At 41.3% G+C, this 23130-nt stretch carries 23 protein-coding genes and 2 pseudogenes; 8 read left to right on the top strand and 17 right to left on the bottom strand.

The window, feature by feature from the left end; all coding sequences use genetic code 11:
- On the top strand, positions 1-787 hold a 787-nt coding region (locus A9260_RS09145), incomplete at its 5' end, for an IS256 family transposase (RefSeq protein WP_156684030.1).
- A gap of 388 nt (positions 788-1175) precedes the next feature.
- Here the strand turns inward: A9260_RS09145 and A9260_RS09140 are convergent.
- On the bottom strand, positions 1176-1661 hold the full coding sequence (locus tag A9260_RS09140) for a GNAT family N-acetyltransferase (protein ID WP_068698276.1): 486 nt from the start codon (positions 1659-1661) through the stop codon (positions 1176-1178).
- Between the two features lie 199 nt (positions 1662-1860).
- Complete coding sequence (locus A9260_RS09135; protein WP_068698274.1) at positions 1861-2529, bottom strand: NAD(P)H-binding protein; 669 nt, start codon at positions 2527-2529, stop codon at positions 1861-1863.
- Positions 2530-2703: 174 nt separating this feature from the next.
- Between A9260_RS09135 and A9260_RS09130 the strand changes: the two genes are divergently transcribed.
- Positions 2704-3276, top strand: coding sequence for a TetR/AcrR family transcriptional regulator (locus A9260_RS09130; RefSeq protein WP_068698272.1), 573 nt, complete (start codon positions 2704-2706; stop codon positions 3274-3276).
- A gap of 300 nt (positions 3277-3576) precedes the next feature.
- On the opposite strand, the gene A9260_RS09125 is transcribed toward A9260_RS09130, so the two are convergent.
- Positions 3577-3870 (bottom strand): HigA family addiction module antitoxin, encoded by a 294-nt coding sequence (locus A9260_RS09125; protein ID WP_068698270.1) that lies wholly within the window; start codon positions 3868-3870, stop codon positions 3577-3579.
- Entirely contained in the window at positions 3870-4148 is a 279-nt protein-coding gene (locus tag A9260_RS09120; RefSeq protein ID WP_068698267.1) for a type II toxin-antitoxin system RelE/ParE family toxin, read from the bottom strand. The genes A9260_RS09125 and A9260_RS09120 overlap by 1 nt, the downstream gene beginning before the upstream one ends.
- A 46-nt stretch (positions 4149-4194) precedes the next feature.
- Between A9260_RS09120 and A9260_RS16690 the strand changes: the two are divergent.
- Positions 4195-4368 (top strand): annotated as a pseudogene (locus A9260_RS16690) (phage integrase N-terminal SAM-like domain-containing protein); the annotation flags it as partial.
- 284 nt (positions 4369-4652) lie between these two features.
- Here A9260_RS16690 and A9260_RS09115 read toward each other — a convergent pair.
- From A9260_RS09115 to A9260_RS09095, 5 genes and pseudogenes are all read right to left on the bottom strand, one after another.
- A complete protein-coding gene (locus A9260_RS09115; protein WP_068698265.1) occupies positions 4653-5237 on the bottom strand; it encodes a hypothetical protein in 585 nt (194 codons plus the stop codon).
- 651 nt (positions 5238-5888) lie between these two features.
- Positions 5889-6383, bottom strand: a complete 495-nt coding sequence (locus tag A9260_RS09110) for a hypothetical protein (RefSeq protein ID WP_068698263.1) — start codon at positions 6381-6383, stop codon at positions 5889-5891.
- Entirely contained in the window at positions 6380-7618 is a 1239-nt protein-coding gene (locus A9260_RS09105; RefSeq protein ID WP_068698262.1) for an anaerobic sulfatase maturase, read from the bottom strand. Before A9260_RS09105 ends, A9260_RS09110 begins: the two co-directional genes overlap by 4 nt.
- Before the next feature lie 82 nt (positions 7619-7700).
- Positions 7701-8042, bottom strand: a pseudogene (locus tag A9260_RS09100) (hypothetical protein); the annotation flags it as partial.
- Positions 8043-8079: 37 nt separating this feature from the next.
- A complete protein-coding gene (locus A9260_RS09095) occupies positions 8080-9468 on the bottom strand; it encodes a coniferyl aldehyde dehydrogenase (protein WP_373604474.1) in 1389 nt (462 codons plus the stop codon).
- A gap of 408 nt (positions 9469-9876) precedes the next feature.
- Here A9260_RS09095 and A9260_RS09090 point away from each other — a divergent pair, with 408 nt between their 5' ends.
- Positions 9877-11121, top strand: coding sequence for an iron-containing alcohol dehydrogenase (locus A9260_RS09090; protein ID WP_068698258.1), 1245 nt, complete (start codon positions 9877-9879; stop codon positions 11119-11121).
- 177 nt (positions 11122-11298) lie between these two features.
- Here A9260_RS09090 and A9260_RS09085 read toward each other — a convergent pair whose 3' ends face one another.
- The 3 genes from A9260_RS09085 to A9260_RS09075 form a co-directional block, all read right to left on the bottom strand.
- The gene (locus A9260_RS09085; protein WP_068698256.1) at positions 11299-12342 is read right to left on the bottom strand and encodes a GMP reductase; all 1044 of its coding nucleotides are present in this window, start codon (positions 12340-12342) and stop codon (positions 11299-11301) included.
- A 384-nt stretch (positions 12343-12726) separates the two neighbouring features.
- Positions 12727-14232: a bifunctional ADP-dependent NAD(P)H-hydrate dehydratase/NAD(P)H-hydrate epimerase gene (locus A9260_RS09080; RefSeq protein ID WP_068698254.1), complete on the bottom strand. Its 1506-nt coding sequence runs from the start codon at positions 14230-14232 to the stop codon at positions 12727-12729.
- Between the two features lie 188 nt (positions 14233-14420).
- Complete coding sequence (locus tag A9260_RS09075) at positions 14421-14771, bottom strand: NADH:ubiquinone oxidoreductase (protein ID WP_068698252.1); 351 nt, start codon at positions 14769-14771, stop codon at positions 14421-14423.
- A 523-nt stretch (positions 14772-15294) separates the two neighbouring features.
- On the opposite strand from A9260_RS09075, the gene A9260_RS09070 reads away from it, so the two are divergent.
- Together A9260_RS09070 and A9260_RS09065 are read left to right on the top strand one after the other, a co-directional pair.
- Entirely contained in the window at positions 15295-16527 is a 1233-nt protein-coding gene (locus A9260_RS09070; RefSeq protein ID WP_068698250.1) for an L-lactate MFS transporter, read from the top strand.
- Positions 16528-16849: 322 nt separating this feature from the next.
- A complete protein-coding gene (locus A9260_RS09065) occupies positions 16850-17089 on the top strand; it encodes a hypothetical protein (protein WP_231892589.1) in 240 nt (79 codons plus the stop codon).
- A gap of 227 nt (positions 17090-17316) precedes the next feature.
- On the opposite strand, the gene A9260_RS09060 is transcribed toward A9260_RS09065, so the two are convergent.
- A complete protein-coding gene (locus A9260_RS09060) occupies positions 17317-18210 on the bottom strand; it encodes a LysR substrate-binding domain-containing protein (RefSeq protein WP_068698287.1) in 894 nt (297 codons plus the stop codon).
- A gap of 150 nt (positions 18211-18360) precedes the next feature.
- On the opposite strand from A9260_RS09060, the gene A9260_RS09055 reads away from it, so the two are divergent.
- On the top strand, positions 18361-19080 hold the full coding sequence (locus tag A9260_RS09055) for an SDR family oxidoreductase (RefSeq protein WP_068698245.1): 720 nt from the start codon (positions 18361-18363) through the stop codon (positions 19078-19080).
- Positions 19081-19222: 142 nt separating this feature from the next.
- Here the strand turns inward: A9260_RS09055 and A9260_RS09050 are convergent, their stop codons facing one another.
- Both A9260_RS09050 and A9260_RS09045 read right to left on the bottom strand, forming a co-directional pair.
- Positions 19223-19777 (bottom strand): hypothetical protein, encoded by a 555-nt coding sequence (locus tag A9260_RS09050; RefSeq protein WP_068698243.1) that lies wholly within the window; start codon positions 19775-19777, stop codon positions 19223-19225.
- A gap of 92 nt (positions 19778-19869) precedes the next feature.
- Entirely contained in the window at positions 19870-20316 is a 447-nt protein-coding gene (locus A9260_RS09045; protein WP_068698241.1) for a methyltransferase family protein, read from the bottom strand.
- A 141-nt stretch (positions 20317-20457) separates the two neighbouring features.
- Between A9260_RS09045 and A9260_RS09040 the strand changes: the two genes are divergently transcribed.
- Positions 20458-20751: a hypothetical protein gene (locus tag A9260_RS09040; RefSeq protein WP_068698239.1), complete on the top strand. Its 294-nt coding sequence runs from the start codon at positions 20458-20460 to the stop codon at positions 20749-20751.
- Here A9260_RS09040 and A9260_RS09035 read toward each other — a convergent pair.
- Positions 20710-21750: a hypothetical protein gene (locus tag A9260_RS09035; protein ID WP_231892588.1), complete on the bottom strand. Its 1041-nt coding sequence runs from the start codon at positions 21748-21750 to the stop codon at positions 20710-20712. The genes A9260_RS09040 and A9260_RS09035 overlap by 42 nt on opposite strands.
- Entirely contained in the window at positions 21750-23081 is a 1332-nt protein-coding gene (locus A9260_RS09030) for an anaerobic sulfatase maturase (RefSeq protein WP_068698237.1), read from the bottom strand. Before A9260_RS09030 ends, A9260_RS09035 begins: the two co-directional genes overlap by 1 nt.
- Between the last annotated feature and the right edge of the window lie 49 nt (positions 23082-23130).

The following is a 23130-nucleotide window of genomic DNA, read 5'->3' as shown; positions in this document are numbered from 1 at the left end:
CGCCGTCATCGATGAAATTGTTGAGTGGCAGTCCCGTCCGCTTGATGCCCTTTACCCCATCGTATACCTTGACTGCATTGTGATTAAGGTGCGTCAAGATAAACGTATTATCAACAAATCCATCTTTCTTGCCCTTGGAATTAATACTGACGGGCAAAAAGAATTGATGGGCATGTGGATAGCAGAAAATGAAGGCGCAAAGTTCTGGCTCAATGTTTTGACAGAGCTTAACCAACGTGGCGTTGAGGATATACTTATAGCTTGCGTGGATGGCCTCAAAGGTTTTCCTGATGCYATCAATACCGTGTTCYCTRAAACACACATTCAGCTATGCATCGTTCACATGGTACGCAAYTCTCTGAAATACGTCTCTTGGAAAGACTATAAAGCCGTCACGGCTGACTTGAAGCGAGTATACCGTTCGGCAACAGAAGACGAAGCGTTACTTGAATTAGAGCGGTTCGGTGAAACCTGGGACGCCCAGTACCCTCAAATAACCAAGTCTTGGCGTAATCACTGGCAAAACTTGAATACGCTATTTAACTACCCACAAGATATTCGAAAAGCCATTTACACAACCAATGCGATTGAATCACTCAACAGCGTGATACGTAAGGCTTTGAAGAAGCGTAAAATCTTCCCAAATGATGAAGCGGCAACTAAGATGGTTTATCTAGCGATTAAAGATGCCAGTAAAAAATGGACGATGCCCATTCAAAACTGGCGTCAGGCGATGAGTCGATTTATCATCGAGTTCGAAGACCGTGTCGAGAAGCACGTTAACTAAATGTCAGTTACACAGAATCTGTTACAGCCTCTCATGCGTTCACCCTAGACAACCACTCCTGTGAAATCGATGACTAAGCAACATACTATATCCAAAGTAACTGGCTTTTGTTCTAAACCTAATAGAAGCCTGTTACCTGCCCTGTTGTACACACCAGTCAGAAATAAGATAGAGTATTATATTGATGTGCTCATTTCACTCGTGACAGTTCAACTCACCAAACAAAGAGAAACGTTCATGCACTTTCTGCAAGCATGAAATGACATCCGTTGGGATCACCACGCCTGTATGACCTATTTATCAGGATAAAATTAAATTGAACGTTTTGCACGAAGCTGCAACTGCCACAAAACCATCTACGATAATTATCACACCCTAGTATTTTGAGTTAAGGTGCAATTACGATTGGTTTTTGCATATTGTGGCTTATTATTTGATAGCCAATACTGCTATAGAGAGCGATAGCCGCGGCATTTTGCTTAAAAACATGAAGCCCTAAACTGGTTGCCCCTAACTCAGCTACTCTTTTTTCAATACATTCAAAGGCCGATTTAGCATATCCATTTCTACGGTGAGCTTCATATATCTCTATGTCATATATGAAAGCAGACTTTGTATGACAATTATCTTCAATTTTCACCCAAATATGACCGACTCGATTCTGGCTATTGTTTTCCGTAATATTAAATAAGTAATGGTTTTTCGTCCTTTCACCGTCAGGTAACAGTGTTTCATGTGCTTTTTCAGATCTCTCTAATGCCTCTGATTCATCCCACCGACCAGAATCGATATTAGCTTTGGCATAGGATGGAATAGCAATTTTAAGATACTCAGAGAATGCTTCTCTATTCATCATTTTCAATGATACTTTCATATGTTCATTTTTCTCTATTAAGGCATATCAACGCCTTATTAACGGGTAATAAACCAGTGTGCCATACTTTGTAACTAAGCAGAAAATGTCATACGTTTTTTGTCCATGTAAAGCAATTTGTTAGGCGATATCGTAAAACAAAAAGCATGAACCGTCGGGGCAATTGCTATCACCTGTTAATGCTGCAAATCGGCTTAAATCAGTGTCCGGTATTTGTTGAACCACTACAATCTAACCTCTCGACCTTTTCTGATGTTGGAGAGATTGAGTGAGCTAAAATGCATTCCGCGATACTTGACGCTTGAATTGGGATGTACTTTTTCATGCGCCCTAACATCAAAGGTTTTAGTACTTTTAAAACGCCTTGGATTATCTTTTCATCGTTTCTATTTTCAACACGATCTCCCGCTAAAGGTCCCGGATGTAAGAACGTCGTTTTTTCAAAATCAAGCAGCTCAACTTTGGCTTCCATTTCCCCTTTGCAGCGAAGGTAGTGCGAGCGAGCTTTGATGTCAGCCCCTAAACAAGAGACAACAATAAGGTGCTTCACGCCCAGTTTTTTCATGTTTTTCGCAGTGGAGGCAACAAGGTCAACATCAATCTCGCGTAACTTCTCTTTTGTACCGGCTTTTTTAATTGTGCTACCTATAGCAATGACACCTACTACAGGTAATACAAAAGAGTCCAAAGCACTCACAGAAACGCTTAAGTTGTTATCGATTAACTGAATCAGTTTCTTATGCTGGGTATTCAGTTCACGTCGAGAAAGCGCATAAACGGTATCTACATGGCGACTATCCAACAAAGCACTTAACGTTTCTCGTCCAACCAAGCCACTTGCTCCAGCGATCATTATTGATTTGTTCATATTAAATCCACCGTCTAATTTATGTTCAACACATACGTTGTCTCGACTCTGTATGTATAATAGATCAAGCAAACCGACCGGTCTAGTTAAATTATCGATTTTGTTCGGATTAGACTGGACGGTCTGTTTTGTGGGCGTATAATCAAACTATTCATAGAAGTACAGAGCAGAACGATGAAAGACTTAAAACAGAAACTCTTAGATGTAGGCTTTGACCTTATCAGTGAACAAGGCTTTGCTGGTCTGGGTTTGATGAAAATCATTAATGGTGCAGAAGCAACCAAAGGGTCGTTTTATCACCATTTCAAATCAAAAGAAGATTTTGGTTCGATACTATTAACCAACTATTTTGAAGAACACCTAGAAACGCTAGACAGCTTTCTGATGGATACCTCTTTATCATGCCAAAATAGAGTAAAAGAGTATTTTGAGCATTGGTGCTCAGAAAAACTGACTGCAGATTTCCAAATCAAATGTTTGGTCGTTAAATTGTCTGGAGAGGTTGCGGGGACTTCAAACCAAATGCAGCAAGTGCTGAATGAAGGTGCAGAAAAAATCATTGGGAGAATGGGACATTTCTTCAAAGAAGGCATTGAAAATGGCGACTTCGACATGGTAGATGGCTATCAAACAGCACGAACCCTTTATGGTTTATGGCTAGGCAGTACGCTGTTGGCCGCGATGCAAAAAGACCGTTCGCTGTTAGATAACGCGATGAATGAAACATTAAAACTAATCAAACAGTAATACCAATGTACTAAATTGCGGGTCATTCTAGCTTGTTAAAATGCTCACTTATGTGTACTGACTCATACACGATCTGCACCTTTGATGGTGAAGCGTGACCTAGTCGTACAGGGCTACTCTTTGTGCCACCAAAATTACTTTTGGACAGAACTTTGTCAGTTATATTACTAAATTAGGATATAACGGATTAACGTAAGTATGTGAAAGAAACGCCTTGCTAAGAGGAAAATTACGGATTGGCTATAATGCGCGAAGCGCGAGCCAACTGTAATTTTCCTTTTAAGCAACTTGTAATATTTTTTATGCAATTGAAAAATTTACAGAATGAACATTTGTAAGGTTAATTTGTTGTTTAGCGTGCCACAGATCATAGTTATGTTGCATCGCTAACCAACTTTCAGGAGTTCTACCTATTGCTTTTGACAAGCGAAGTGCCATTTCTGGTGAGATAGCACTTTGCCCTTTAAGAACTCGGTTTAAAGTAGATGATGCAACATCTAATTGTTTAGCTAAATAACGACAACTGAAACCCGCAGGCTCTAAATATACGTCGTAGATAAACTCGCCTGGGTGCGGTGGGTTATGCATAGTCATTAGTGATAGTCCTCATAATTGAGAATGTATGCATTACCATCGATGAACTCAAAAGTAATGCGCCAGTTACCATTTACAGTAATAGACCAAATCCCGTCACGATCCCCTTTGAGAGGGTGTAATTTAAAACCGGGTAAATTGATATCTTCAATTTCTTGTGCGGTATCTATTGCAGTAAGTTGCATGCGCAGTTTGCGTTGATGCTTGACCTGAATTCCAGCAACACTTCCTGTTTGGAAGTATTTTTTAAGGCCTTTATGTTTGAAAGATTTAATCATGACACAAGTGTAGCGCGATGCGCATCACTCGTCGATAAAAATATAACTGCAAGGTAAACGGCCTGCGACAATTGATACTTATTCCCGCACGGTACGTCGGATTACTCACTATTTTGACCGCTCGCCAGACACTTTAAGCACAGATGACTTAAAGGCTTTCTTTATTAACCTCATCGAATCTCACTCGTGGGGCACTGTCAACATGACATGTGTTGGGATCACCAAGCCTACATGACCCATTTATCGCGATAAACTTCAGATTTGATAATGCGAGAACACACTGAGGAGGTAAAGAATCTTAAAGTCACAATAATTAGAGTTCATCAGGGTCAATCATAGCGGATTCGCCTCGATAGCCTCGTGCGACTGGTAGAAAGTAGATGAGGCTCATTTCAAGCTACTCACCAAAGAGCAATTTACTAATAGAAGACAACGACACGATTGGGCTTGTTCAACACCCAGATAAAGTATCGGCTGGGCGACACTGATCCTTATTTGTTATGTTTATTTAGGTAGCAAGTTTTGAATTGCGACTCCAGCTTTAGATGCAATTTCTACGTATGTGTCTGGGGAAATAGTCATTAGCAAACTAGCAACAACACCCGTTGCAGTATATTTCCACGCGGATTTACTACTGCTATCTAACTTCTTAATTAAAAGTTCAACAGAAGCTCTTAAAAACTCTGCTTCTTCTCTGGAAAGTCTTCTATACTCGGAAAAATCGCTTTGCAATTGCGTAACTTTCTCTGTTAATTCATCTATCTCTTGAGATGAAAAATTTTCATCAGATTCAGGGATAGCAACTACTGAATAGTCTAGGAATAACGTGTATTTTGACTTGAGGTTTTCTATTTCGCGAACATCAACCTCAACCTGCGTTGGTGATGTTTTAAGTAACTTGACCTCAAAGTCTTTCTCGAAAGAGACAACCACACGATGTCCGCGTCTTAGCACATGCTCAATCGAGTCAAAACCTACTTTGCCGACAATTAACAATGCACTATCATTTTCATCTGCGTATTCAGCATTGACAGTAAACGTATCATCAAAAAAAGACTCATAGTCGTTGAAAAATACCGTTTTTTTCATTTCATACCTATTAAACGATTCACACAACAAGAAAGCTACATCGTACCGTACTCTATGGATTAGCAAAACTCACATAGAGCGGAAACATAATATTATTAATAACAGGCCGGCTCGTTTTTCCGCCAACCTAAGTTACAACAAACCTACCATAACCCACTAAAAATTAAAGAATATATATATAATTCTTATTTCACCGTCACATAAAAACGAGCCAGCCTGTTATCACTTTTTGACGTGGGATGTTATCTTGGGGAGCTTTGGCATCAACTTACCTATTAACAAAAACTGACTAATTGCTCTGCTGAAAAACAATGCACTGCTCCTGATAAAACAAGCCATTTAATACTTTTGCAGTCAGATAAGCCCAATAAACTGTGCAGATAGGAAGTTCTGTGAGTAGCTGAGAAAATTTGCCCCTATGACTAGAGTTTCCATAAGGAAAAGTGAGTCAACTACCAAACTGAATGCTATGTAGAAAAACCAACTTAAAATACAATGGGGCGCTTCCGAGTTACGAAGTGCCGTCTGTGATGTTCTGGGTAGAAGCAAGTTAGGGTAACCTGTCAGTTCTGATAGCACCGCAATTTTAGCACTGACAGGTCAAGTCCAGACTAATCCAACTTATGCGAGCTTTTTTGATTTCAAATCTATCTATTGCTGAGTTTGCTCGATAACAGACGCCGGAATAATGTTTTCAATCGTGATGTATTGATCAACATCGAGAAGCGCGAAACAACCATAAGCCAAACTACTCCAACCCAATATCGATAGCGCTAGCATACCGAATGTTTTGAAACCGCTTTGATTCAGTCGTTTCGATACAAAGGTATAACTGGGAATACCAACTAAAACCGGCGCTAATATCGCCATTGAAAGTTGACCATATTGATTCCACCTTTTCATGAACTTTCTAAGCTTAGGCTTAAAAACGACTGGCTGTCGCTTGCTAAAGAAGCTTGAGTAAACCGGTGCTATCTTCCAACCCGCATAAGCTGCAATCAAGGCTGGCACTAAGTTAAACATCAACATTTCTGGGTAAGAATAAGATAGGAACGCAGCAATTGCGGGCCCAGAATACGTTTTCCAGAGACTCAATAACGCCATGGACAAACCAATAGCCAAATAGCTTTCTAATGCTAAGTTCATGCTTTATCTCCTCTCAATGGTTTGCCATTTCTTTTTAAAATCTCGGTAATTATGGGATCGATATGCTTAAAGAAATCCATCCAGCCGGAACATAAATAATTAAGGCCGACTTCACCGCTATCGGTGGTTAATATACGGTTTTTAGGGCACTCACCATGGCATGCAAACCGGTAATTACACTCACGGCACTGCCTTGGTAACGATTTACTTTTTGCAAAACCAAACTGTTGCTGCATAAAAGAGAGCGCGAGAGAACCCAGTGGAACTTCTTCAATATTCCCTAATAAAAACTCATCAAATACGTAATGATCACAAGAATACACATCGCCATTTGGCTCAACAGCGAGTCCTTTTCCACAGATTTCACTTAAGGTACACATACTGCTTTCGTGCCCCATCCATACTCCGAAAAAGTTATCAAAATAAGGGATAAACACACGGCCAAAATCGTGTGTTAACCATTCATCAAATATCGTAGTAAGAAAATGCCCCCAACCATTGGCTGTCACACTCCAAGGTTCAACCACACCTTTAACAGGAATAATGGCTAAGTCACCGTAGGTATGCCATTGGCTATTTGTTGGGGCCGATAACTTATCGACCACTGGAATGAATTGGATTTGAGAAGGCTGAATCACATCTCGCAAGAACTGGTACACCTGTAGTGGCCGGGCACTACTCACATCATTTACGCAAGTAAGCGTCGCAAATTGCACCTCATGCTTTTTAAGTAGCTCAACACCGCGCATGGTTTTGTCGAATGTGCCTCGACCTGCTCTATTTTTACGGTAGTGATTATGGATGTGTTCTGGACCATCGATGCTCACACCAACGACAAAGTTGTGTTTCTTAAAGAACTGGCACCACTGGTCGTTTAATAACGTGCCATTGGTTTGAATATCATTGGTGATGGTTGATGTGTCTGGGCAATATTTGGTTTGCAGTTCGACAGCGTATTCGAAGTATTCAACACCGAGCAGCGTGGGTTCACCGCCATGCCAAGAGAAGATAATTTCAGGTGTGTTTTGAGCTTCAATGTATTGTTTGATGTAACTCTCAATTGCTGCTTTGTCTATCGTTGGTGAGCGTCGTGACGAGTAATTTAATAGACCTTGCTTTCCCAAGTAATAACAATAAGTGCAATTGATATTACAAACCGCGCCAATAGGTTTTGCTAACGCTTGAATTTTGCTGTGTGCTTTACCATTAAACTGTGGTGCCGAGATAGTTGTCATAGTTGCTCCCAATCATTGAAGAGTTTCCTTCTCTAGCTGTGTCTCGCTGTTATTTCACTATATTATTTCGAGATGTTATTTCGAAATATTGGATACACAACACACAAAGCAGACCGACCGGTCTATATTTAATGTGGCCGACAAACATCGCTTTTTCAAATCCACTGTAAATCATGGTTGAGGTTCGCAAAGGCTTAATGTAGGCCGAGGCCATTAAAAGCACACCTATACAGCCCACCATGACACCCCAGTGTTGGTAAGTCGCTAATAAGTATTCTTTGTTCTCCATCATCTGCTGGTCATAGAAAAATAGGTTTATCATGCTCCACTCAGGCGCAATAAACGTAGCAAATGCACTCGCCGTTAATAAGCCTGTAATCAACAAATAACCACGTATTGTTTTTTCAAAAAAACGTTCTAACATTTATCTTCCTCTTAGATATTGAATTAACGGTTAGGGCTTACTTTCCAAGCATGGCTAAAACCGCAGACTTAAATTCGTTATCTTCCTTTGAGAACAAGTGTTTGATTTGGTGATCTTGACCACTGGTCATTACCGTCTTAGCGTGCGAGAAAGTAATAAAACCTTCCTTGCCGTGGTAATTACCTTTACCCGACTCCCCGATACCACCAAATGGTGCATCATCAACGGCTAAGTGGAATACACAATCGTTAATGCACATACCACCAGAGTGGATCGTTTGTTTAATTCTAATTTGTAACGCTTCATCAAACGTCATCAAATAAAGTGCTAATGGTCGTGGCTTACTGTTAATCAGTTCGATAGCTTGATCAACTTGCTGATAACCAATAACAGGAAGCAACGGGCCGAAAATTTCTTCATCCATAATATTTGAATCAAGTGCTGGCTCGATAACTAGGTGAGTCACGAGTCTGTGTGCGTTCTCGTCGATGCTATCCGTATGGCAAGGTTCGATTCGCGTGCCATTGGTAATTTCTGTATTCAACAAAGAAGTAATACGCTCGTACTGACGAGCGTTCGCCACTGAGGTCAGGTTTTCAGAGTGAATGCCTTCTGGGAACAATGTTTGATACTGGCGTTTATATTCACTGACAAATGCTTCTTTCTTACCTTCCGGAACTAACACGTAATCCGGCGCTACGCATACTTGACCATTGTTCAAGCTTTTGCCGTAAATAATGCGTTCTACCGCCAGCTCCATTGAAACGTCATCAGCGACAATAACGGGGGATTTTCCACCTAACTCAAGAGTTAACGGTGTTAAATTCGCGGCCGCAGCTTTCATCACTAAGCGTCCAACAGCCGTCGATCCCGTGAATAACAGGTGATCAAAAGGAAGTGCGGTAAATTCAGCGGATAATTCCGCTTCACCTTCAACAACAACAACTTCGTCATGACTGAAAATGGTTGATAGCATCTCACTCAGCACTTGATTTGTGTTTGGTGTGAATTCACTCATCTTGATCATGGCGCGATTACCTGCAGTGATAGCAGAGATAAGTGGGCCAACAGACAGCATTACAGGAAAGTTCCAAGGGGTCACAATACCAACAACACCTTTCGGCTGATAAACCACTTCAACCTGCGACAGTGAAAGCAATGCGCCGGCATCACGAACAGAGGGTGCCATCCACTCACTAATATGTTCGATGCTGTAATCAATATTCGCCACACATGGCAGTACATCAGCGATAAGAGTGTCTTGTACACTACGCTGGCCGTAGTCTTTATTCATTGCTTCACAAATAGCGTCACTGAAATCAATTAGCGCACTTCTTAGCATATTAAGCTTTACAACTCGCTCATCGAGTTTTGGCATTGGGTATGAGTTGTAGGCGTCTTTCATATTTGTGTAGTGATGCTTCATTTCGTTTAGTGACGTAATGCTGTTCATTTTGTTTACCTTTCTTATTGAGTTGATCACACAATAAACAAAACAAACCGGTCGGTCTAGTGTTTTTTAAAAGAAATGATCCTGGTTAGGTGAATTTCTCCTACCTCATAGACACCAAATATAAATTAAAATTCATGATTACAATTACTTAGGGAGATGACCGTTTTATTTTTTATTGATTCTATTTAATCTGATTAATTTATGAGATGAAAAAACAATCGAAATAAACACAAAAAACACTAGACCGACCGGTCTGCATTGCTGTAAGGTAAATGCATACAGTAAAGAAAATGATGGAACTTGCTCAACAAAATGGAAGCTTAGCTCTTATTAAAAGCTAACCACTTTACTCCCAATTTTAACTTACAGTAGGTAACTTCAATGCTATATAAAACTGAACGATTTTTTGTAAACACATACCACGCGATTGCGAGTACCGCTTTTCCTCGTATGCCAGTTCCAGTACCCAATGTACTGAACGGTGACAAATCACTCGATACACTTGCAGTACATTTGGCAGACAAAGGGATCAAACGTCCTGTTATCTTTACGGACAGTTTTTTTGCAACTCTACCCTCATTCCAACTACTTATTGATGCACTAGAGAAGAAAAATATCGACTATAAAGTCTTCAACGAGATCCAGCCAGACCCTTCATATGCCATTGTAGAAAAAGGGATTGCTGCGTGTCATGAACACAACTATGACTGCGCAATCGCAATTGGTGGTGGCAGCTCAATTGATGGTACCAAGATGATCAACGGCTGTGCTAAACACAATTTGGATCCTCGTAAGATCACCCATGGTTTGATGAGCATGCTGCAGCTTCGTCGTAAAGGGGCTTACTTTGTCGCCATTCCAACAACGTCAGGAACAGGCTCTGAAGCAACAACAGTAACCGTAGTTACAGACGAAAAAACCAACCAAAAGAACGCATTAGTAAGTTATGGCGTAGTGCCAGACTTAGCAGTATTCGATTCAAGGCTCACCATGGCGCTACCACCTCATATCACAGCTTCAACCGGTATGGATGCACTGACACACGCTATGGAATCATTCATGAGTACCTACGCGACAAAACAAACAGATGAAATGAACCTAAAAAGCATAAAGCGTATATTCGAATTCCTTCCACGAGCCTATAAAAATGGAGCAGAAGACGATGAAGCAAGAAGTGAAATGGCATTAGCTTCATTTGATTCAGGTAAAGCGTTTTCTAAAACACTATTGGGTTGGGCACATGGTATTTCACACCAACTAGGCGCTTTTTACAAAGTTCCGCACGGTTTAGGCTGTGCGATCTCATTGCCGCATGTACTTCAGTTTGCTCTTCCAAAAGCGACTGACCGTCTGGCTATTATTGCGGATGCATTGGGCCTTCAAGGGTCAACAGACAAAGAGAAAGCTCAAGCTGTCGTTGATGCTGTATTTGAGTTGAACCGTACGTTAGACATCGATTCAAAACTGGATATGTTGAAAGAAGAAGACGTCGCTAATATCGCAAAAAATATCATTAAAGAGGGCAACATGGCCTACCCTTCACACCGTAATTTTGATTCTTACGCTCACCTTGAGAGCTTCCTACTTGAGCGTAGAAACTACGTTCATAAACCAATGGCTGCTTAAAGTAACACATTTACACAACATCACTTATGCCTGAGGCATTCAATTATTTGGGCTATATAGCGGCATAATGAATTTGGCCGCTACATGCCGACACTTATTAAGTTCAGTAATAAAATAGCCTCTAATCTAGAGGCTATTTTCAGTTAAATTCAAATGCTAGTTTAAACAATATTCGGCTTATTCTTTACCAAACACGTTGTTCTCTTGCTCTTGTACGCGGATGAACGTTGTACGCTTAGTGAGCTCTTTAAGCTTTGCTGCGCCTACGTAGGTACAAGTTGAACGTACACCGCCAAGGATGTCTGAGATAGTATGATGGACGCTACCACGGAATGGTAACAGTACGGTTTTACCTTCCGCTGCACGATACTTAGCAACGCCGCCAGAGTGTTTCTCCATGGCTGATTCTGATGACATGCCGTAGAACTTCATGAATTGCTTGCCGTCTTTTTCAACCACTTCACCGCCTGATTCTTCGTGGCCTGCTAGCATACCGCCAAGCATCACGAAGTCTGCGCCGCCGCCGAAGGCTTTCGATACGTCGCCCGCGCACGAACAACCGCCGTCACCGATGATCACGCCGCCTAGACCGTGAGCTGCATCGCCACATTCAATGATGGCTGAAAGTTGTGGGTAGCCCACACCTGTTTTTACGCGAGTGGTACATACAGAGCCAGGGCCAATGCCTACTTTAACAATGTCAGCGCCCGCAAGGATAAGCTCTTCACACATATCGCCAGTAACTACGTTACCTGCTGAAATCACTTTATCAGGGAAGTGCGCTCGCACTTTTTGCACGTATTCAACAAGGTGCTCGGAGTAGCCGTTTGCGATATCAATACAGATGAAAATGAACTCATCGCTCATCGCCATAATTTGCTTTGTTTTTTCAAATTCAGCATCAGATGTGCCAGTTGAAACAAAGACATTGTTTAGCGTTTTTGAGTTGGCTGTTTTTGCAAATTCCGCCCACTGCTCTACTGAGTAGTGCTTGTGTACTGCGGTCATTACGTCATGCTCAGCAAGGGCTGCTGCCATTTCAAAAGTTGCCACAGAGTCCATATTAGCGGCAATGACAGGCACACCAGACCATTGACGACCACTATGCTTGAATGTAAAATCGCGGGCTAAATTTACTTGAGAACGACTTTTTAGTGTAGAACGCTTAGGGCGAAATAATACATCTTTAAAGCCTAACTTAAGTTCTTGTTCGATACGCATTGTTGCATTTCCTTTATTCAATAGAAGATGTGCCAATTACAATGCAGGTCGTGCTTTGGCAGAAGCGTTGACCATTCTTCGGACACAAAAAAACCGGAGCGTTGGCAGACGCTCCGGTTTTCAGCATTATAGGGCGAGATAAATTAGTCGCAAGACTGATTTTTTGGTTTTTTTTGTGCTACTATTTTGAAACTTGCAAATCCTCACCGCGCAGTTCAACACTTCTCTCGACAAAACAAACACTTACTTTAAAGTGACTAATAACCTAAAAATAATACATTGTTTTTATTAGCTTTTTATTGTGATCCATATCATAAATAGGCGATAAACATGCACTTTAAACGAGCCAAAACCCCTTCTGTTTTTTGATTTAATTGACGAAAATTAAGTAACAATTTGTGTTTCAGAGACATCAACGTTCATTAATAGACGAAGCTCCACTAACAAGTCCGATGCTAACATGCCTATTTTGCCAAACTGCTGGGCATTGTTGTCTGCTGCTGTGGAATGTAACCATGCACCTAAACACGCAGCCTGAGTTGGCGTTAACCCTTGGCAAAGTAATCCGGTAATAACGCCCGTTAGTACATCTCCCATTCCGCCACTGGCCATCCCACTATTGCCCGCAGAAATGACCCAAGTTTGCTCTCCATTACACATCAAAGTGCCAGCGCCTTTTAGCAGCACCACGCATTGATATTTTTCTTGCAACTTAGCCACTGCGCTATATCGATCTTGCTCTATTTTCGCAATAGAGATCCCGAGTAATCTAGCCGCTTCTCCGGGATGAGGCGTTAACACGCATCGGCTTAGATCATAACGCTCAATACGCTTGGCTAATATATTAAGCGCGTCGGCATCAATGACTTTACTGCACTGTTCATTTATCGCATGGTCAAACAAGTGATTTGCCCATGAATCAGTGCCTAAACCGGGGCCTAATCCTATTGCGGATTTAAATGGGTCTAAGTTGGGCAAGACAGCAGTCGTTAGATCTTTATCTAGCGCAATCGGCATCACTTCCGGTTGTCTGGATAACATAGGTGGGATTGAATCTGGATGAGTTAACGCACTGATTAAGCCAGCTCCAACCCGAGCACAAGCTTGTGTTGCCAAGATGATTGCGCCACTTGTACCTTGATTACCACCAATTAACAGAGCACGACCGCAACTTCCTTTATGTGAAGTATTGTCTCGTTGTGGTCTTGCGCTCAAGGCATCTGAGGTTTCATAGCAATAAGCTTCAGCTTGTTCTAATAATGAAAACTCAGAGGCAATGCCTAAGTTTGCGACATAAAGATGACCGACAACATTGCGCGCCTTCCCTGTCATTAAGCCCTTTTTAGTCCCCACAAAAGTCACTGTCTCTTGGGCCTGAATACAAGCGCCCAATATAACCCCGGTATCTGCATCAAGGCCTGATGGAATATCTAAACTTAAAATGGGTGTCGCCAACGCATTAATGGCGTCGATGACCAATATGAGATTTGAGCGAACCTTTCCTTGTAACCCTGTGCCTAATAGACCATCGATAATAAAGTCATATTTTTGCTGACTGTCTATATGGTTCAGAATCGGCTTATTGTGTTGTTGCCATGCTTGCTGTGCTTGTTGAGCATCGGCTGTATTTGAACGGCAACCTAGGGGCTGAAAAACATCCACCTCAAAGCCAGATTCTAGTGCCAATCTCGCCACTACAAAGCCGTCACCACCATTATTGCCCGATCCACAACAAACCAGTATTTTGCCACCATTGGATAAATAGTGTTTTAGGCGTAAAAACGCGTCGTGGCCTGCCCGCTCCATTAGTTGATAGAGCGACAGTCCCGCACTCTTAGCTGCCAGTCCCTCACTGCGTAGAACTTGCGTTGCAGAATATAAAGGCTTCATTGATTTTTCCTTTCGATTGAATCTTCATCATAGTGCGGGCGCTTATCAATCACAACTGACCAAATATCAATGGTTATGGCATGAAAAAAGCCGCTACAGCATATGCTGTAGCGGCTTCTTATAAATAGAAAATGCAGAAGATCTTATTATTTAATGCTGTTATTCATAGGGCTGTTGTTTATATAAACTTAGTTTAACCCCAGCTTACGATTGGTGCTTTTATCTTTAAAGTAAAAGTACACATAGGTCGTCGCAATGGCGAAAAACAAATAAGAGAGCGAGAAAATAAACGGTGATGTGATTAAACCGGCCTTAACACCAACAATTGTCGAAACAACGGTAATAGTCAGCTTACATAACATTCCGGTTAACAGCAGAAATACCGCTAGCTGTGGCCAGCGAGAAGTGCGAAAAGCCAACCAAAAACAGACACCTACTGCGAGTGATGCAGTGCTTAACCCGTATAAAAACGAAGTTAAATGCTCAGCAGATGCCGCGCCTGCAGAAACAGAAATAAATAACAGCAAAAATATTTTCATATCGAATCCTACAAAAGCTTAATTAAGCGACCTTTCAGATTTGGAATCTAAGATTTCAAAGCATTTTGACTTAAAAACAATCAAATGCAAGCTGTAATTTTGTTCGATTATTAAGCAAAACCATTAGTTCTTTTTCTATTTTACAAAAAAATAACATTTTAACATTGTTGTAAATCAATAATGCCCGAATTATCAAACTCATATAATAAAAAACGCCTTTATTTACGCTCAAATGTTACACAAATGATAAATGTCATTTAATTCCTTAAATGGCTAATACATCACATTTCATAAGAAATACAGCGCTAAAACGTTAGCAAACCTTACCAACTGAGAGAAAGAATCAGTCTCAAAAAATGGAATGGAAATTTATTTTTCATTTTTGATAAAAAGGGATTTAAATCACAATAAACTTCTGTACAATTCGCGATTCTCGCTCTTGAAAAATTTGAAGAAACTAAAGGTTTTCAGCTTTTAAGACCATTAACTAATTGAAACGCCCATTTGGCACAGAGAACAAACAATGAAAAAGATAGATAAAGCGATGCGTATCCTAATTGCAGGGTTCTGTATCAACCTTTGCTTAGGTATTCTTTATGCGTGGAGCATATTTAACAAAGCGCTTGTGACCGACTTGGGCTGGAATGCGGCCGATGCATCTCAACCTTACGCTATCGCAACAATCACTTTCTCTATTGCTCTTTTAGTTGCTGGTATTCTTCAAGATCGTATGGGCCCTAGAAACATTCTTATGTTGGGTGCAACGCTTACCGGACTAGGCATGATTGGTTCAAGCTTTGCAACTTCTCCTGCAATGCTTAGCATGACATTTGGTGTGGTTGCTGGCGCAGGTATTGGCTTTGGCTATGCTTGTCTTTCTCCTGCTGCAATGAAATGGTTTCACTCTTCGAAGAAAGGACTGGTTAATGGCTTAATCGCAGCCGGTTTTGGACTTGCAGCTGTTTACCTAGCACCTTTAACTTCAGCCTTGATTACCAATTATGGTATTGACCAAAGTTTCCTAATTTTAGGTGTTGGTGTATTGGTTATCGCGGTGCCTTTAGCGGCAACAATTAATAACCCACCAGCAGACTACGTTCCAGAAGCACCGAAAGTAAAAGCCGGTCAAGCACCACTAGTAGCTAAAAAGAACAACGATATTTCTTGGAAAGTCATGCTGAAAACACCGCAGTTTTATTCACTGTGGATTATGTACGCGTTTGCTTCTGCAACAGGCTTAATGATCATTGGTAACATTACAACTATTGCCAGCGTACAAGCGAACCTTCCAAACGCAGTTTATTTAGCCTCTATATTGGCTATTTTCAACTCTGGCGGTCGTATTGGCGCTGGTATCCTTTCTGATAAAATCGGTGGTCTACGTACTCTATTTATCGCTTTTGCTCTGCAAGGCATCAATATGGTTCTGTTCGCTACGTTTAATTCAGAAGTAACTCTCATTATCGGTACTGCTATCGCAGCGGTTGGTTACGGAACACTGCTTGCGGTATTCCCATCAATTACTGCTGAATTCTATGGTCTAAAGAACTACGGCACAAACTATGGCGTACTTTACACTGCATGGGGTATTGGCGGCGCAATTGGCGCGGCAGTGGTTGGTTTCTCAATGACTCACGGTGATAACTACGCACTGGCGTATACTATTTCTGCAGTAATGATGGGAGTCTGTGTGGCATTATCACTCATCACACGTCCAATCAACGAAGAAAAAGCAGCCCAACTAGCGGCGGCATAAGCTCAATTCAATTAGGGATTCAGCAGTACAAAACTGAATCCCTAACTTAGTATTAAACCTCACAAACCACCCCACACTTAGAAACCTCCCCTCTTCATTAGCCTTCTAAAATTTACATTTTTAATCATATTGTATTATTTACAACATTGATTAACAGAAAGGCAACCGTGACTAATCTCCCATATATTCAGGTGTTGACCGCGCATTTATTGATCTATTTCACATCTATATTGGCTAGATTTAAATGTGTGATTTATCCCTAAAAATCATACGCAAATATAAACGATAGTTGTTGTAGAAAATATGAAGCTCTTAGGAGAGAATGATGGAAGTAGTTATATTCAACTGCGAACAAGAGCGCGAAATAGAACGATTCAAATTATCCCCATATAAAATGGAGGCGTTCCTTGAAGAGATTCGTTATACAAACCAAACCGACAGTATTAACAGCAACACGCTGATTAAATTGTATGATGCTGGCCGATTAACGCTCTCTAAGCGTATTAACTTTACTGAACAACTAGCAAGACTATTAAATTGTGATAAGGCATTCCTCGCCTAGCGGCAAGAAAAAACCACCTACGACTCGTACACCTGCAATTCCTAGCTTCGACATTCTAGCATTCAAAACATTGATAATTTAGCACAATAGATCCTATCATGATTATGGGGTCGATCTATTGTGCCAATCTAGAAGAAGCTAATGAATTTCAGCTAACATAGGTTACTAACATAGGTTACTAACATAGGTTAGTTACTCTCTTTACTTTTACTTCTGTTAGACGACGATTATTTGTGCTCAAATTTACTGATGAAAAACTCAATTAATCTTGTTAAGCGTGCAGGTCTAAATCTATCTTTATGATAAATCAGCGAAAAATCGACACTCGGTATCTGCCAATCATAGAATACCTTCTGTAGTCTCCCCTCTTCTACGTCACGCTGGCAATAGAGCAAGGGCACCCGAATTACACCATTGCCCAGCAGTGCACCGTTGACTAAAGCACGGCCATTTTTACACTGTAAATCACCCTTTATTTGAACGTCTGCGCTATCAGCTGTTTTATTGTTTATAAAACTCCAACGATTCACTGATCCGGTGAGGCAGCGATGTTGCTCTAAATGCTTGGGATGGGTTATTAAAGCTGATTTGTTTAGATAACTAGGGCTCGCAACCGTCACCATTTCAATGTCTGCCAGTTTTCGTGCCACAAAACTGGCGTCTGGTAATGACCCCATACGAAAAGCCACATCAAAATCATCTTGGATCAGATCAACGCGATGACTACTAAAATCTAAACTTATGCTCACCTCTGGATACTCAGCCATAAATTCATTAATCATCGGCACTAGCACATCCTCTCCTATTACCCCACCAACACAGTTGATCGCTATATGCCCACGGATCTCATCCACAGCATCAATTGCCGCCAATAGTGCTTGGTCAATATCATTAAAAGCAGTTTGGCATTGCTCAAATAATTGCTGTCCGGCCTTAGTTAACTTCAATGTGCGGGTTGTTCGTAACAGTAACGTCACGCCTAAATCAGACTCTAATTGACTGATTTGTCTTGAAACATGCGATCGCGATACCTTCAGCGCCTCAGCTGCACGAGTAAAGTTACCTAACTGTGCAATGAAGACAAAAGAGCGAAGATCGGCAAGGTTTATCTTATCTAACATAGCCATCACCAGTGATTGAGCATTCCATCTATTGTTGCAGTATAGCAATAGTGTTTTAAGTAAAGTGATATTTATCAACAAAGACAGAACGATTAGACTTCTCTCATCGACACATACAGTGTCAAAGCAAAATGTATTTGGAGAGAAATGATGAAAAAATTGATTGTCGTAACAGGCGCAAGTTCAGGTATTGGCGAAGCAATAGCACGTCGCTTGAGTGATGAAGGCCATCCTCTATTATTGCTTGCTCGTCGCGTAGATAAACTTGAAGCATTGCAATTGCCCAATACACTTTGCGAAAAAGTCGATGTGACGGTGCAAGGATCATTTGCTGCTGCTATCGCAAAAGCTGAACAGAAATTTGGGCCTGTTGAAGGTCTAGTCAACAATGCTGGCACTATGCTACTTGGGCAAATAGACACTCAAGATGCCAATGAATGGAAGCGTATGTTTGATGTGAACGTGTTGGGCCTGTTAAACGGCATGCAAGCTGTTCTTGCTCCGATGAAAGCACGTAATAGCGGTACAATCATTAACATTAGCTCAATCGCAGGCAAGAAAACGTTTCCAAATCACGCCGCCTATTGCGGCACTAAATTTGCGGTGCATGCAATTTCAGAAAACGTTCGTGAAGAAGTCGCAGCAGACAATGTTCGCGTAACCACCATTGCCCCTGGCGCGGTCGAAACGGAGTTACTTTCTCATACTTCATCTCAAGATATTAAAGACGGCTATGACGCGTGGAAAGACGATATGGGTGGCGTTCTTGCCGCTGATGATGTGGCTCGCGCTGTCGTCTTTGCTTTTCAGCAACCACAAAACGTTTGTATTCGAGAAATAGCGTTAGCACCCACCAAGCAGCAGCCGTAGCTTTATTAACCCCAACAGTTTGTTTAAAGAATAAACCTGACATTAAGATCAATAATGCCCCATTTACGGGGCATATTATTGCGGATTTGTTATTACCTAGAGTTATTATTACGCGGATTTCTCGCAACCAATAACAAAAGTATCAGCTAAGATTTTTAGATTGAGGCCAAAAAATCAAATACAGCCAAAGCAATGTACTTGCCAGCCCCATTAAATAAATATCCATTAGCATCGCCACCAGCGCGACGACACAATACACCCAGCCTCTATTACCACAGTTTTTCCATCTCGCAATAGATAAACCACCGCCAAACCATACCGCCGCTATCAGCACCGGAAATGCCAAAATCATCAATGAACCATTGGCACTACCGTTGACAATTTCAAACAATATCACGAGGCAAACCGCAACAAATAAGAAACTTGCTAGTGAATAACCAACATAAGCCAGACGCTGTAATTGGTTGGTTTTAAAGAAAAAGATGTTCTTGATATTCGCTTCAGGCGAGTTGATCGCGGTTGGATTTTCTGCTCGATAGATCGCAAGTGCTCTTTCTTCAGATACCGCCTGAATAACACGACTAAAAGCAACAAAGCCTTGCTCTATTAGACTTGCTATCTCTTCTGTCGCATTGTCGTTGCCCAGATTAACCGCTAACACGACCTGGCTTTTACATAAAATTTGGTAACTATTCACTTTCTATCCTTTGTTACATCGAAATTGGTACTTGATAGATATATCTCTTTACCGTATCACCAATTTCATGACTGACCAAAAGTAAAATTGCTCTATAGCCACCTTCTGACTGTCATCGAATACTGTAAGTACATCTCAGGGAATTTATCAGTCAGCACCTTCTCTTCCGGTTTAATTTGAAAATAAGTGATATATAACGCAAACAATAAGCACATGAATAACGCCATCCAAGAAGTTAATATACACGCCCAACTGAGCAGTAGTATCAGCAATGATAGGTACATTGGATTGCGACTATAACGAAATATTCCGTCGGTAATTAATACCGTTGTTTTGGCAGGTAATAGAGGGTTAATGCTTGTTTTAACTTGTCTAAACGCTCGAATGGAAACAAAAGCAATCCCTAAACTTATCGTTATTAAACCCAGAGTTAATAACCAAATAATAGGTTGCTGAGAAATAGAAAACTGCTCGAACATTCCACCCATTATCGCGCAAAATAGCATAATTATTGGCGGTGGAACTTTATTATGTAACATGCAAGTCTCCTACGCTAAATCGATAAAATGAACACGCATTACTGATAAAAAGTTCAATGATAGTTTCATAAAATGATAGTACAGAGCCAACTCATTTGTATTATTATATCCCTGCCGAATTAATGAGCGAATATCATCACAATGACACATAAACCCGATCGCACTACCGCTATGCATAACATTATACAGCAAGCCAAGCGTGAGCTTCCTCTGTATGAAGAAGAAACCTTTGTCTGTGGTACGGGAACCAACTGTGTCGGTTGCCCTAAAAAGCTGCTTGAGATGGTGGATAGTGAGTTAACTTACTGGGAACACTACATCTCAGATGGAACCGCGCCTAATTTTGATGATATTAGACGCTTTGGTAAGTTATGCAAAAATGTAAAACGCGCCTTAGTTCGCAACAATATTCCGGTTGTCAATACGACTCATTAGGTCATTAATCACTGGTGCTGGCGCCACAGATTTTAGCTGCATAACACATTGTTTGGCGTGGTTATCCGAATGCCTAATTTTAAAATCACACAAAGCGTATAAATGCTCAGAGCTATTAGACAGTTGATAGGCTTTTTTAAGTGATAGCTTAGCCTCATCCTTATTCACAGAGTCTTGTAATATCCCGTTCACATACCAATAATGGCTGTTATCTTCAGCTATGTTAGCCGCGGTATTCATTACCTCTGCTGCTTGCTCATTTAGGCTTAATCTTACCAAGGCCAGTGCTTTTAAATACAAGATCTGCGGCTCATCAGGCACAGATTGCAACACATCTTCTAACACTGACAGGGCTTGTTGATCCTTGTTTTCTAAACGATAAGTTTCAGAAATCCCAACCCAAGCTTGTTCTATCTCATCGGAATATTTATTAGGTAGACAGTGCTCAATGATCTGGCGATACACTCGTCTTGCTGAGTCATAATCCTCTATTGCGCTGTAACCATGCCCTGCTTTTAATAACGACTCATTACTGTTGTTTTGCTCCATTTTTACAGTCCAGTCATTAAATAATGGCAAGAATTGCTGTTTTTGTACCGCGTTCATCTGTGGGTAGTCGACCACTAAATTTTCGACTACTGCTCCTCTCACATCAAATACCAAATCACTCATCAGCGGTGAAAGTAAACGCCAGCGATGAGTAAATGAATACAACGTCGAAGCCTCAACGGCCGCCAACCTAATTTCATGTTGAGGATCTTTAAGCCCGCGTGCCACCGCAATTAACGCACTTTGGCTAGGCAATGTCGCCAATTGCTGAAAAGCCTCTATTCGTGTTGCCTTGTTATTACTCTTATCTTGCGCAATATAAGACAGTTGTTCAGCGCTTTTTTGTTGAGCAAATGCTAGCGGACTCAGCACGATAATCGTCATCAATAGCAATATTAGCTGCACAAATATTTTGGAAGCTTGCATCCCTTTACCGATTACTGTTCTCATCAGAATTTAGCTCCAAAAGTGTTACTTGGCACTTGCTGGGCTAATGCCTGACGCATGATTTCATCGCTAAACTTACCATGCGCGACAGGGTAACCTAGCACGCGCAATATATGAGCAATGGAACGATCGGCGTGCTTATAAAACTTATTCCAACCTGCGCACAGGTAATTTAATCCCTCTTCGCCTGAGCGTGTGCGAACAAAACGATTTTTGGGACACTCGCCAAAGCAGGCAAACTGGTAATCACATTGCTTACACTGCTCGGGCAGGTTTTTAGTTTTCGAAAAACCAAACTGCTGTTGTTTGCTCGATAGCGCCATATCATCTAGCTTATCGGTGTGCAGATTGCCGATTTTGTATTCTGGATAGACATAGTGATCGCAAGCAAATACATCGCCATTTGGCTCCATCGCAAGCCCTTTGCCGCAAAACTCACTCAATGTACACAATGGGTTTTTACGACCCATCCAAGTTTCAATGAAGGCTTCAAAATATTGCACGAACACTTTGCCAACATCGCGACTGGCCCACTCATCAAATACCGCAATCAGGAAGTTTCCCCATGCTTCATCTGACACGCACCATGACTCCATCAGCGAATTTTTCGAGCCCGGAATAAGGCGTTTATCCCCCTGACGAGGCTTTGAGTCAGCTTGCCAAGTTTGCGGCGCAGTATCACGAAATGTTTTTTGTTCCACAATCGGAATAAACTGCATTTGCGGTGATTTCACCTCATCTCTAAGGAAGCGATAAATCTCCAATGGATTTTGGCTCGTCAGGTTATTAATGCAGGTAAGCGTTGCAAAGCGCACCTCATATTCATGCAGTAATTTGACCGCTTGCATCACTTGTTTGTGCGTACCACGCCCGGCTTTATTGGTGCGATAAGCGTCGTGATACATTGCCGGCCCATCAATACTCAGGCCGACTAAGAAGTTGTTTTCTTTTAAAAACTGACACCATTTAGCATTCAGTAAAGTGCCGTTGGTCTGCAAATCATTGGCGATGCGAATCCCCGCAGGCTGATACTTTTTTTGTAACTCAACGATCTTTTCAAAGTAAGGGAGTCCTAATAAAGTCGGCTCTCCACCCTGCCATGAAAAAATGATCTCTGGGGTATTTTGTCCTTCGATATATTGCTTGATGTACAACTCAAGATCCTGCTCACTCATCTGTGGTGAACAGCCTTTTTTATACTCTAAAAGATCTTGCTTACTTAAGTAGTAACAGTAATTACAGTCAATATTACAGGCGGCGCCAATAGGCTTTGCCATGACGTGCATTCTTTTTGAAGGTTTGCCATTAAATTGTGGGCCTTGAGTCAACAACATATCGATACCGTTATTTTGATTGCCAAAAACAGCCTAATTTTAACTTTTG

This window comes from Vibrio sp. UCD-FRSSP16_30 (genome assembly GCF_001676025.1).
In the GTDB taxonomy this organism is placed as follows: Bacteria; Pseudomonadota; Gammaproteobacteria; order Enterobacterales; family Vibrionaceae; genus Vibrio.
Note: the sequence above shows the minus strand (reverse complement) of the source record. Positions and strands in the feature narration are given on the sequence as shown.